This is a genomic window from Mycobacterium sp. shizuoka-1, assembly GCF_002723835.1.
Classification (GTDB): domain Bacteria; phylum Actinomycetota; class Actinomycetes; order Mycobacteriales; family Mycobacteriaceae; genus Mycobacterium.
The window spans coordinates 36,199-49,544 of sequence record NZ_BEWG01000104.1; the positions used below are offsets into that span (position 1 = coordinate 36,199).

At 67.1% G+C, this 13,346-nt stretch carries 7 protein-coding genes; 6 read left to right on the plus strand and 1 reads right to left on the minus strand.

The genetic code is table 11. The features are described from left to right. The first annotated feature begins 101 nt into the window (after positions 1–101). From MSZK_RS25755 to MSZK_RS25765, 3 genes are all read left to right on the plus strand, one after another. The gene (locus MSZK_RS25755) at positions 102–719 is read left to right on the plus strand and encodes a riboflavin synthase (RefSeq protein ID WP_099251367.1); all 618 of its coding nucleotides are present in this window, start codon (positions 102–104) and stop codon (positions 717–719) included. Positions 720–1,019: 300 nt separating this feature from the next. Further along, entirely contained in the window at positions 1,020–5,273 is a 4,254-nt protein-coding gene (locus MSZK_RS25760; RefSeq protein WP_099251368.1) for an Ig-like domain-containing protein, read from the plus strand. A gap of 334 nt (positions 5,274–5,607) precedes the next feature. Next, entirely contained in the window at positions 5,608–9,414 is a 3,807-nt protein-coding gene (locus tag MSZK_RS25765; protein WP_142390009.1) for an Ig-like domain-containing protein, read from the plus strand. Positions 9,415–9,421: 7 nt separating this feature from the next. Here MSZK_RS25765 and mgtE read toward each other — a convergent pair whose 3' ends face one another. Beyond that, on the minus strand, positions 9,422–10,807 hold the full coding sequence (mgtE, locus tag MSZK_RS25770; protein ID WP_099251370.1) for a magnesium transporter: 1,386 nt from the start codon (positions 10,805–10,807) through the stop codon (positions 9,422–9,424). Positions 10,808–11,084: 277 nt separating this feature from the next. Between mgtE and MSZK_RS25775 the strand changes: the two genes are divergently transcribed. The 3 genes from MSZK_RS25775 to MSZK_RS25785 are packed head-to-tail and all read left to right on the plus strand — an operon-like array spanning position 11,085 to position 13,298. Further along, positions 11,085–12,356, plus strand: coding sequence for a bifunctional 3,4-dihydroxy-2-butanone-4-phosphate synthase/GTP cyclohydrolase II (locus MSZK_RS25775; RefSeq protein WP_099251371.1), 1,272 nt, complete (start codon positions 11,085–11,087; stop codon positions 12,354–12,356). A 1-nt stretch (position 12,357) separates the two neighbouring features. Continuing rightward, positions 12,358–12,837: a 6,7-dimethyl-8-ribityllumazine synthase gene (gene ribH, locus MSZK_RS25780; RefSeq protein ID WP_099251372.1), complete on the plus strand. Its 480-nt coding sequence runs from the start codon at positions 12,358–12,360 to the stop codon at positions 12,835–12,837. Then, positions 12,834–13,298 carry a PH domain-containing protein gene (locus MSZK_RS25785; protein WP_099251373.1) on the plus strand — a complete coding sequence of 155 codons (465 nt, stop codon included), beginning with the start codon at positions 12,834–12,836 and terminating at the stop codon, positions 13,296–13,298. The genes ribH and MSZK_RS25785 overlap by 4 nt, the downstream gene beginning before the upstream one ends. Positions 13,299–13,346 lie beyond the last annotated feature (48 nt).

Genomic DNA, 13,346 nt, shown 5'->3' on the forward strand with positions numbered 1-13,346 from the left:
CGCCGGTGCCGCCAGGTCGGCCCGAGCCGGCCGTAGGTGGGCTGAGCTGCGTTTTTAGTGTGGCTAAGCGAGTGTCGCGGGGGTCGGACTAGATTGGGCGGGTGTTCACCGGAATCGTCGAAGAACTAGGTGAGGTTGTCGGCAAGGACGAGCTGGCCGACTCGGCCCGATTCGTCATCCGCGGGCCGGTGGTCACCGCCGACGCCCGCCACGGCGACTCGATCGCGGTCAATGGTGTCTGTCTGACCGTTGTCGAGGTGCTGCCGGACGGACGGTTCAGCGCCGACGTGATGGCCGAGACGCTCAACCGGTCCAGCCTCGGCGCGGTGGACGTCGGCAGCGCGGTGAACCTGGAGCGGGCTGCGGCGGTGAACAGCCGGCTGGGGGGCCACATCGTCCAGGGGCACGTCGACGGCACCGGGAAGGTGGTGTCCCGCACCCCGTCGGAGCATTGGGAGGTGGTGCGGGTCGCGCTGCCGCCCGAGCTGTCCCGCTACGTGGTGGAAAAGGGCTCGATCACCATCGACGGCATCTCGCTCACGGTGTCCGGGTTGGGCGATGACTGGTTCGAGGTGTCCTTGATCCCGACGACGCTGGCGCTGACCACCCTCGGCCGCGCCCCGGTCGACACGCCGGTCAACCTCGAAGTCGATGTGATCGCCAAATACGTTGAGCGACTGCTCAGCGATCGCGGGCGGTTACCCGGGGCAAATCCCTGATCGCATGATCAGTACGAGGGTTTGCTGGATCGTTGGGCGTTCGCCGACAAAGTGAAGCTAATCCGGCCCAATCTTCGCAGTTAATCGCGCCAAACGCCCTGTTCAAAGGATCAGTCGTTGTCGGCGCTGTAATTGTCCTTTGCGAAAGCAGCGCCGCGTGTTACGTTGCCGGATGTACGTAAGGTGCGCCTCTCCCGAGCAATGTGTGTGAGTCGTGTCACAGAGTCCCCGGCTGGCCCGAATTGGGTTCCGCCCGGGTGACTGTGTCGGCGTGAAGACACTCGAACACAGGGAGGTGAGATGGCGGCCACCAGTCCGCGTAAACCGCGTCGGGCGCACGGCCGCCACCGCAAGCCGTCGGCATTCGAGGCTTCGAGCTGCGCCCAGTGGTTGCGCGTCGGCACGGTCGGTGTTGGGCTGGGTGCGGCGATTGTCGGTAGTCAGGGCATCGCGTCGGCCGCTCCGGACGACTCGTCACATCCCGCCGATTCGGGTTCGGGTGCCGGCCATGCGAAGTCCGACCGCGGTTCGTCGGCCGCGCCGCGCGGTCCCGCTTCGGGGGCCGGGCGGTCGGAGGTGCCGAAGCACGGAGCCGGCCGCGGTGACCGGCCATCGACGGCCGGTGCGCTCAAGCCGGCGAACCCTGCCGGTCCGGGCAAGGTGCCGGCTGCGGGTGTCGCGCCCGGTGACCGGTTGCCGACAGCGGGATCCGGGCCGGTCGTCAATGCGGTGAGTGTTGTTTCGGCCGCCGGGTCCGCGCCGTCGGCCGTACCAGCCGGTGCGGCACGCGGCAGCGCTGCGGTCATGGCCCTGCGTGTCGAGTCTCCCGCCGGGAGTGACCGGGGGCCAACGGGTTACCTCACTGCCATCAACGATGCGCTGGACTCGATGGGGCTCGGCCCGATCGGCGGCCCGGTTCGGCTGCCGACGCTTCCGGGCGGCCCGGTGGAGTCGATGTGGTTGGCCGCAGGCCGAAACCACGAGGAGCGCACCGGTCGGCAGTCGGTGGTCACTCCGCGCAGTTACCCGCGCTCTCTCATGGCGCCGGTCGACGGCACACATCTGCTGAGTGATCTGTCGGAGTTCGTGACCCGGGCCGTTCGTCATATCAGCGCTGGGATCGACCACGAAATTCGCAATGCAACAAGGGATCTCGAACGTTCTATTCGGCTGTCGGTGACACCGATCGCCGAGCAGCTGCACGACCTTCTGGCGCCCGGACTCGGCGCGGCCCCCAGCGCGGCCGCGCGCGTGGCAGCCTCAGCCACACCCACCGCCGCTGCGACGGCCGAGGCCGGGACGGGGGCGTGGTATTTCCTGGGGAGCTTGCAGCGGGCCATCGACCTGCTCGCCGGTTGGCCCGGTCCGCCGCACAACTTTGTCACCGTGACCAACCACACCATCGACCAGAGCCTCGACGCCCTCGACGATCAGCTCGACGCCATTTTCGCCACTGCCCCGCCGGGCAGCCCGGCGCGATGGCTTCCGGACCTCGTCGGCATCTTCAATCTGTTCGTCAAGTCGGCGATCCCCAGCTACACGATCAGCGACACCTTCAACGCCTGGGGAGACTTCCTCAATCGGATCGTGCCGCCGTTCAACATCGCCCCCGGCGCAGGCACGTTCGGCATCATCACGCAGTACAAGATCATGGGCGCGGCAGTGGTCGGCACGGCAACGGTCCTGACGGACATGCTCAACGGTGTCTATGACCCGGCCCAGTGGGAGATCGACGTCATCAAGGCGACAACCGGGGCCGTTGTCACCAGGGCCGATCTCACCAACCCCACTTCCCTGGAAACCAAGATCGCAGCGGCGCAGGCCGCCGCCACCCTGACGTTGGGGCTCAGCGACGGTGGCGCTTTCTACGACCCGACCAGGGCCTGGGATGTGACGCTGCCGACCTGGACCGCGGCCCAGGTGAATCCCTTCACGGTGGTGACCTACGTCGCGCTGGTCGCCATCTACAAGCGATTCCAGCAGATCGCCGTGCTCGCGAACTTCACCACCAGCACCACCTACGACAGTTGGCTGTACACGATCAGCTTGGGCGGGGACAGCACGCGCTCGGAGTACGCGGCGGGAACCTTCCACGCGGTCGATTCGGACGGCCGCCCGGTGGATTTCGGGACGTCGCTACTCGGGACCTACACCTCGGCAGGTGGCGGGCTGGTCACCATCAACACCAGCGATGGTGGATTCACCTACACCAACACCCTTCCCGGCAAGGCGTTCTTCCACCGCTCGACCTCCGAGAACGAGGCCGACAGATACGACACGGTGAACATCCCGGTGACCTCCGCGGACGGCGTCAAATACACCGTGACCTTCAAGATCCAGATCATCGACGGATCGAACGCCAATCCCACAGCGTCGCCGACGATGGGCGCAGCCGACGGCCTCGGCGTCGTGCGTGGCAACGTCGGCGGCAGCGACTCCGACGGTGACACGTTGACCTATTCGCTGGTCGGATCCTCGGTCAACGGGCTGAGCAACAACTCCGGCTATACGAAGAACGGCGCCGGGAACGGCGGCATCGTCACGCTGAACCCGACCACCGGCGCGTTCACCTACGTGTCCTCGGCCACCGCCGGCGCCACGCAGAGTTTCCAAGTGCAGATGACCGACGGCCACGGCGGCACCACCATCGCGACGGTCACGGTGCCCAACACCACGTCGATCACCCCCGGCAATCTCAACACCTCGACGCCCTACGTCGTCACGGGGTCCGTACCGGTCCCCAGTGGTGATGCCGGCATCTTCACCAGTTACGCCCTGGGCGCCAGCCCGACTAAGGGCACAGTGACGTCCTTCAACCCGGTCACCGGTGCTTTCACGTACACGTCGAGCGTAGGCCGCACCACGGCGAACAGCGATGTGGTCACGGTGATCGCCACCGACGCCGCCGGTCGCACGGTCACCCTGAGGCTGGCCGTCAAGCCGGCGGTGGTCAACAGCGCACCGGTGGGTAGCGGTCTGACCACCGACTCGCCCGTCGGAGCGCCGACCTACAACGTGTGGGGCGGACCCTCCGACGAGCAGAACACGTCCGGCGCACTGCATGCGTCGGACGCCGACGGCGACACGGTGACCTACGCTGCGGGCACCTACACGACCGCCCAGGGTGGTTCTGTGACCGTCACCGCGTCGGGAACCTTCACCTATTCGCAGTCCAAGTTCGCTCCGTTCGGAATCCACAGCAGCTACTGGCACGACCACGCCGTCGACGGCGACCCCGGCGACACCTTCACGATCAACGTCACCGATGCGTTCGGCGCCACCACCGCGGTGACCTACTCGGTCCCGATCGCCAAGCTCAACGCGGCGCCGACGTTGGCGGGCACCCTGAACGGCACCCCGGCGGTCGATGGGCTGGGCGTGCGGCGGGGGTCCATCAACAGCGGCTCCGACGACGACGGCGACAGCCTCACCTACAGCCTGGTGGGTGCCTCCGGAGGATCGGCCTATACCGCCAACGGCGGCATCGTCACGATGAGCGGGACCTCATTCACCTATATCCCCAAGGTGGGGGTGAGCTCGGATTCGTTCCAAGTCCAGGTGAACGACGGTCATGGCGGCGTCACGACTGCCACGGTGAGCCTGACCGGGCTGACCACGCCGGGCACCTCGACGGGTGTGGTGAGAACGACGCTCGGTACCGAGACAGGGACGCTGAACATCCCGTCTCCGAGCGACACGACCGGTCTGGGGCTGACGTACAGCGTGGCCACGGGTCCCGCCAAGGGCACGGTGACGCTCACCAACAGCGGTGGCACCTACACCTATACCTATGTCCGGAACGCCGCCCTGGGCCACACGACGAGCCTGAACGATTCGTTCACGGTGCAGGCCACCGACGCCACGGGCAAGACGGTGACGGTCGCGACCATCAACGTGGCTCCCAACGTGGCGAACGCCGCACCGGTGGTCACGGTCGCCACCCCGGCGGCGGTGGGGACGCGATCCGGGACCACTCAGTCGACCAGTGGGGCGATCACCTGGAGCGACGCCGACGGTGACGCGCTGACGATCAACGGCCAGACCGCCCCGGTCGGCGCCGGGACGATCACGCTGGCCACCAGGAACGGCGGCACCGTGGTGCTCAAGGGCGACGGGACCTACACCTACACCCGCACCGTGAGCAACGCCCAATCCCATGCCGCAGCCAAGGTCGGTGCCGCCGACAGCGCCGTGAACGACTACATCGACGTCACGGTCGCCGACGCCTATGGCGGTACGACCACGCTGGCGGTGAAGGTGCCGGTCTACGCGAGCAACACGGCACCGGGCACCACCTCCGGCGGCACCCGGTGGGGTAACTACTGGACCGGCGTGGGTAACGCCAGCGACAGCGACGGTGACGACGTGTCGTACGTCGTCACGTCGACGCAGGGCACCGCGAGCTACGACTCGTTCTGGCTGACCCTGTCGACCAGTGGCGCCAGTAGCGGCACGGTGGTCACGATCAAGGTGTACGACGGCTACTACGTCGTGACCGGCGGCGTGGTCACCGGTGTCCTGTCCAGCAATTCCAGGAACTACACCGTCGCCTGAGTGCTGCTTCGCGGTCGATCCGAGTAACGGACGCCCGCCGTTGCCGGAATTGTGGCTGGTGAGATCGCTGGCGTTATACCTCAATCAGGACTTACCCGTGTGCACATTTGCTACATCTCTCATGCTAGGCGAGTGCTCAGCGGTTGAAGTGGACACGCGGATGTGAATTTCGCGAAGAATGTGCAGGTAGATGCGTTTCCTCGAAATTTGACTGAAACAAGCTTTGGAGAAATACCGTACGCAATGTTACGTTGCGGGCCAACCAAGAAGTGGCGCGGGTCTCCCATGCTGGACTGTGCGAGGCTCGTCACAATCGGACGTGTCGGGAGATCCGTTGAGTTCCAAGAAGCACGCGGCTCGCCACAGAAAGCAGGCCGGGCGCCATCGCAAGCGCGTTGCCCGCAACCGGACGAGCGCGGCGCGCAACGGGATCTTCGCCGCCGCACTCGGGGTCGGTCTCGCGGTCGGTGTCGGCCACGGCGTCGCCGCGGCCAGCACCGACGGTTCCTCCTCGGATTCCGGATCCGCCAAGACCGCGGCCGGCAACTCCGGGAGCAACTCCGCCCCTTCCGCGAACTCCACCCGCAAGGCCGGCACCGCCGGACCTGCGCGCCCCCGCCCGACCGGCAAGCAACCGGCCGCGGACTCCAACAGCGGTTCCGCGGTAGCGGTCCGGTCGGTGGGCTCAAGCCGGATACCGGCTGCGAGCAGCACGACCACCACCAGCACGACCACCACCAGCACCACCACCACGACTGCGGCCGATTCCTCGGCCTCGCCTGCCGAGACCGATCCCGCGACGCCGGCGGCAACCGCCACCGACGGCACCGCGACAGAAACGCCTGCCGAGACACCGGCGCCCACGACGACGATCCCCGTTCGGAAGGCCACCTCGGCGAAGGCCGCCGCCGCGGCGGCCACGTCGTCCGCCGCGGTATGGCCGAATTCCGGGGACACGGCGGCCGTTCAGGCCGGCGCGGGCCCGATCACCACCCCGGCGCAATACGCCATCCAGACCTCGCTCGACGCCTGGGCCGCCCAGCTGGACGCGTTGATGGCGGCCCCGCTGACCGCGGCCAATGGGTGGCTCAAGTTCCCGGTCACGTTCTTGAACGCGTTCTTCAAGCCCTCGATCGTGGTCGACCGGCTGTCCTACGGCCTCAATGGCCTGGCCACTCTCATCGACCAGTTCGTGCCTCCGTTCAAGATGGTCGACGGCGCGCCGTCGACGATCACGCAGGCATCGGTGACCGCCGCGGTGCTCGCGGGTGCGATCGTGCTGTTCAACACTTCGCAGACCGTCGACATCCAGCACTGGATCGAAGAAGCGGTGAGCATCGCCGGAGCATTGCAGGATATTGCCGCAAACCCGGTCATCAACGGGCTCACCGCGAATGACCTGGACGGCGTCATCGGGGCGGCCAGGGCGGCCTTCCTCGCCCCCGCGAGCGTTCTGGACATGACCATCGACATCGGTCCGGCGCCGAATCCGGTGTCGCTGATGATGTACGTCGTCGTGGTCACGATTTTCCGGCGGTTCGCCGACGTCGCCACCGATCACGGGCCCGTGGTGACCGACATGCAGCAGACCAGCCAGCATCTGCCGGGCGCCAGCGGCACCACCGTGTCGGGTTACGTCCAGTTCTACGACGCCGACGGCGACCCGATCACCTCATACGGATTCACCGAACCCAACGACAGCCGCTTCACCGTCACCGTGGTCGATGGCACCAACGGGCGGATGAATTGGACTGTGTGGGACTGGAATCCGCTGGGGCCCACGACTCCCAAGACGCTGACGTTCACACTGACGGTCTTGGCGCAGGGGGACGGCCAGATCAGCGTGTCGAAGCCGTACATGCCGAACGGCAACGAGACACAAAAAACCGTCACGGTGACCGTCTACTACAACCAGGCCATCGGGACGATGACCAATACGGTCACGAGCACCTCGGGGCTGGGCGTGGTTCGCGGATCCATCAGCGTGCCGCAGAACTCGGACAATCCGACGACCTTCGCGCTCAGCGGAGCCAGTGGGGGATCGGCCTACACCGCCAACGGCGGCATCGTCAAGCTCAACGCGACCACGGGCGCCTACACCTACATCCCGAATCGGGCCTCGAGTGCCACGACGGATTCGTTCCAGGTGGTCAGCACCGACGCCTTCGGCCACACCTACACCACGTCGGTATCGGTACCGGTGAGTTCGGTGTCACCGGTGGCGACATTCAACACCCGGACCGGCACTGTGACCGGCAATCTGGACATCCCCACCGGCAGTGCCGATACCGGGCTGATGACCTACTCGCTGGGCACCGCTCCCAACGCCGCCAGGGGCACGGTGACGGTGAATGCCGATGGCACCTTCGTCTACACCAGGTCGGCGACGGCCGGATCGCAGCCCACGACGGACTCGTTCACGATCCTGGGCACGGACAGCACCGGGAAGACAGTCACCATCGCCGTGGTCAACGTCGACGCCACGATCGGCAACAGTGCGCCGGTGGGCAACGGTGTGACAGTGGGCAGTTCGAAACTGGAGCGGATCGTCGGTCCGAACGACAAGCAGACCACGACCGGAACTCTGAAAGCGACTGACGCAGACGGTGATCCGGTGACCTGGGCCGCCGGCACATACAGCACCGCTCAGGGCGGGTCGATCACGGTTGCTGCCAACGGGGCGTTCACCTACACGAACCAGAAGTACGCGTGGTTCGGTGTCTCGGACAGCTATTGGCATGACCATGCTGTCGCGGGCGACCCCGGTGACACGTTCACCATCAACGTCAGTGACGGGTTCGGCGGCACCACCGCGGTGACCTACGGCATTCCGATCGAGAAGCAGAACGCGACGCCGACGCTGAGCGGCGGTGTCGCCAGTTCGAGCACCAGCGGCCTCGGGGTGGTGCGCGGCACCATCTCTGGTGGCTCCGACAACGACGGCGACAGCCTGACCTACCGCCTGCTCAACACCAGCGGTGGATCGGCGTACACGACCAACGGCGGCATCGTCACGATGAGCGGTACGTCGTTCACCTATATCCCCAAGGTGGGGGTCACCACGGATTCGTTCCAGGTGCAGGTCGACGACGGCCATGGCGGCGTCACCACCGCGACGGTGACACTGAACGGCCTGACCACACCGTCGCCGCAGACCAACACCAACGGCGTGGCCGGTTCCACCACCGGCTCACTGAACGTCCCGGGCGGCGATACCGGGCTTGGGCTGACCTACAGCCTGGGCAGCGGTCCGTCGAAGGGCACCGTGGTGGTCAACGCCGACGGCACCTACAGCTACACGCGCAACGGCAGCCTGGGTCACACCACGACCCCGAACGATTCGTTCACCATCAGGGCCACCGACGCCACCGGCAAGTCGGTGATCATCGCTACGATCAACGTCGCCCCGTCGATCAGCAACAACGCGCCTGCGGTGACCGTCAACGGTGGCACCGGGACGGTCAACCTGACCTCGCCCGGGTCGTTGAACTCGTCCAGCTATGTGCAGACGATCAACGGAATCACCTTCGCAGTCAGCGACTCCGACGGGGATGCGCTCTACGTCAACAACAAGTACGACGGCAGCGGTACCACCTTCGCGCTGGCCAGTGGCGGCACCATCACCACCGCCAACGGCGGCACGGTGACGGTGAACTCCAACGGGACGATGTCGTACTCGATCACCAAGAACGCGGCGTACTACCACGCCGCGGCTAAGATCGGTGCCTCGGGCACCACCACGACGGACTGGTTCAACCTGACGGTCACCGATGCGTACGGCGGTACCAGCACGGTCAAGGTGAACGTGCCGGTCTTCGCGGTGAACAGTGCACCGACGTTCGCGTCCGGTTCCTACGTCACCGGCCTGTCCGGCACGAAGGTCGTGTGGAACCTCAACGTCGACGATATCGACGGTGACCTTGTCGGCACCAACCGTGGCGGCACCCCCGGCTACGACAACAGCAAGGGCGGCAACATCACCGGCAACCTGGATACCGGCGGTGCGAGTTACGGATTCGGCTCGGGGACTCTCACCATCACAGTCCGGGATGGTTATTACCTCACCAACGCGGACGGCACGATCGCGGTTGACGGTAGCGGGAACAAGATCGTGGCAAGCACCTCGAAGTCGTGGAGCTGACGCCTCCCTAGAGCCCCGCGAGCTGGGGCAGGGTGGCGTGGGCGATCAGGAAGTAGATGATCAGCCCGGTGCCGTCGACGATGGTCGCGATCATCGGCCCCGACACCACCGCCGGGTCGACCCGCAGCTTCTTGAGTAGCGGCGGCAGAACCGAGGCCACGATCGAGGCCCACAGCACGATCGCGGCGACCGTCAACGACACCGTGATGGTCACCTGGGGGCCGACGCCGAGGGTCCAGGCGCGGATGACCGCGGCCAGCGCCATGGTCGCGGCGATCAGGAAGCCGGTCGACACCTCCTTGGCCAGGATCTTGGGCACGTCACGCAGCCGGACCTGGCCGGTTCCCATCGCCCGCACCAGCGTGGTGGTGATCTGGGTGCCGGTGTTGCCACCGGTCCCGATGAGCAATGGGATGAAGAACGCCAACGCAACGACGGCTTCCAGCTCGTCCTCGAACGCGCGCAGCACGGTGCCGATGTAGGCCTCGGCCACGAACAACACGAGCAGCCAGACGATTCGCTTGCGCCACAAGCGATATGGCGAGGCCCGCAGATAGGGGACTTCCAGCGGGGCCGACCCGCCCTGTCGCTCGGCGTCCCTGGTCGCCTCGGCGTCGATGATGTCGGCCGCCGTGTCGGCGGTCAGAACGCCGAGCAGCCTGCGCTGATCGTCTACCACGGGCAGCGCGGCCAGGTCGTAGTCCACCAGTGACTGGGCGGCCTGCTCGGCGCCGGTCAGCGGACCCACCCAGACGGGGTCCAGGCTGGTCAGTTCGGCGACGGTCTGCTCCGGCTGGGCCAGCACCAGGTCCTGGAACTCCAGGAATCCGATCAGCCGGCGGTCGGCGTCGGTGACGTAGATCAGCGCACCGGGACGGGCTCGGCCGCGCATCTGCGCGCTCTGGGCACGTACCAGTGCCTCGGCGTCGACGGCGGTGACGGCGTCCGGGATGGTGAAGACGTCGGGCAGCATGTGTGCGGCCACCGACGTCGGCGGCCACGTCAGAACCTCGCGCAGCACGTCGGCCTGTGCTGCGCCGATCTGGTCGAGCAGCGTCTCGCGGGCCGAATTCGGCAGTCGCCGAAGGATTTCGGCGGCCACGTCGGTGTCGATCGTCGCCAGCCACCGTGCCGACTGCGCGGTGTCGGCCGCCTGCACGATCCGGTGCGCCAGGTCGGCGTCGACCGACCCGAGCAGCTCCGGGCCCGTTTCGGCGTCGAGCAGCGAGACGAAGGTGGTCAGCTTCTCCCGCGAGATCGCACCGACCTGGCGGCTTCGCTCGACGGATCCGACCGAGCGCAACCACTGGCCGACCGCCTCGGGTGAGTTCAGCTCGCCGGCGCGCACCGGCAGGACGCCGAGCACGCCGACATCGAGACCAAGTCCCCTCATCGCACTCCTCAGGGTTGTGGGGTCGCAGGTATCAGATCGCACCCGCGCTGCATCGAGCCCGCCGAGCGGGCCGGACCCACCATGAGTTCATCTGGGGTTCACCTCAGGGTCCCGTCCTGTCACGTACGTCACACCGCGCACCTGGCCTGCGGATATCGGCGGTCGGCGGCGCCGAACCGGCCGGCGGGCGACCGTTGACCAGGACGGGCAATATTCGCCAGGGCGCGGTGGTTCATACTGTCTACAAGCAGCATCAGGACATGGGTAGGCGGCAGAGATGACGAGGCTGGACACCGTCGAACGGGCGGTTGCCGATATCGCGGCGGGCAAGGCCGTCGTCGTCATCGATGACGAGGACCGCGAGAACGAGGGTGACCTGATCTTCGCCGCCGAGAAGGCGACACCGGAGCTGGTCGCGTTCATGGTCCGCTACACCTCCGGTTACCTGTGTGTTCCGCTGTCCGGTGAGATCTGCGACAAGCTCGGCCTGCTGCCGATGTACGCGGTCAACCAGGACAAGCACGGCACCGCCTACACCGTCACGGTGGACGCGAAAAACGGTGTGGGAACTGGTATCTCGGCTGCCGATCGGGCCACCACGATGCGACTGCTTGCCGATCCGACCAGCGTCGCCGAGGATTTCAGCAAGCCGGGCCACGTCGTGCCGCTGCGCGCCAAGGACGGCGGGGTGCTGCGCCGACCCGGTCACACCGAGGCCGCCGTCGACCTGGCCCGGCTGGCCGGATTGCAGCCCGCGGGCGCCATCTGCGAGATCGTCAGTCAGAAGGACGACGGCTCGATGGCCCAGACCGATGAGCTGCGGGTGTTCGCAGACGAACACGACCTGGCCCTGATCTCGATCGCGGACCTGATCGAGTGGCGGCGCAAGCACGAGAAGCACATCGAGCGGATCGCCGAGGCGCGGATCCCGACCCGCCATGGCGAGTTCCGGGCGGTCGGTTATTCCAGCATGTACGAAGAGGTGGAGCACGTCGCGCTGGTCAGGGGCGATATCGCGGGGCCGGAGAACGACGGTCATGACGTGCTGGTGCGGGTGCACTCGGAGTGCCTGACCGGTGACGTGTTCGGCTCGCGGCGGTGTGACTGCGGTCCACAGCTGGATGCGGCGCTGGCGATGGTGGCCCGCGAGGGCCGCGGCATCGTGCTCTACATGCGCGGCCACGAGGGTCGCGGCATCGGCCTGATGCACAAGCTGCAGGCCTACCAGCTGCAGGACGCCGGCGCCGACACCGTCGACGCGAACCTGGAGCTGGGGTTACCTGCCGACGCGCGCGACTACGGCATCGGTGCGCAGATCCTGGTGGACCTCGGCGTCCGCTCCATGCGGCTGCTGACCAACAACCCGGCCAAGCGGGTGGGTCTGGACGGCTACGGGCTGCACATCATCGAGCGGGTGCCGCTGCCGGTGCGCGCCAACGCCGAGAACATCCGCTACCTGATGACCAAGCGTGACCGGATGGGTCACGACCTGACCGGCCTCGAGGACTACGACGACGCCGTGCCGGGCGATCTCGGCGGGGCCCTCTGATATGAGTGGTGGCGCAGGCGTTCCCGACTTTCCGGAGATGGACGCCTCCGACGTGTCGCTGGCGATCGTGGCCAGTACCTGGCATTCGAAGATCTGCAATGCGCTGCTCGACGGCGCCCGGCGGGTGGCCGAGGACGCCGGGGTGCCGAGCCCGACCGTGGTGCGAGTTCTCGGCGCCATCGAAATCCCGGTCGTGGCACAAGAACTCGCCCGCACCCATGACGCGGTCGTCGCGCTCGGGGTGGTGATCCGGGGCCAGACGCCGCATTTCGACTATGTCTGCGATGCCGTCACGCAGGGGCTCACCCGGGTGTCGCTGGACGCGTCGACGCCGGTGGCCAACGGGGTGCTCACCACCAACGACGAGGAACAGGCGCTGGACCGGGCCGGGCTGCCCGGTTCGGCAGAGGACAAAGGTGCCCAGGCCGCCGCGGCCGCGTTGTCGACGGCGTTGACCCTGCGGCACCTGCGCGGGGCATGACCGCGGCGAACGAGCGCTGGGATGTCGTGGTGCGGCCGCGCCGCATGCCGTACGTCGCCTACACCGCGGCGTTCGTGATCGCGACGGCGGGCATCGTGGTCGGGTTCCTGTTGAAGATCCGCTATACCGGGGCGATCATCCAGACCGCCGATCAGGTGGCGATGGGCGCCCTCGGAGTGATCCTGGCCGGGGCGATCCTGCTGCTGGCGATGCCGCGGATGCGTATCGGTCCGGCCGGCATCGGGGTGCGCAACGTCCTGGTCGAGCGGGTCGTGCCGTGGAACGAGGTGATGGGCGTGTCCTTCCCGGAGGGCGCGCGATGGGCGCGGGTGGATCTGGCCCACTACGAATACCTTCCGGTGTTCGCGATCCAGTCCGTCGACGGCGAGCGCGCCGTGGCGGCGATGGACACGCTGCGCACCTCGCTGGCCACTTACCGGCCCGACCTGGCTGGATCCTGATACCCGGCTTCCGGCGACCCCGGAGGTGTCACGGCGGCCATCTGGCAC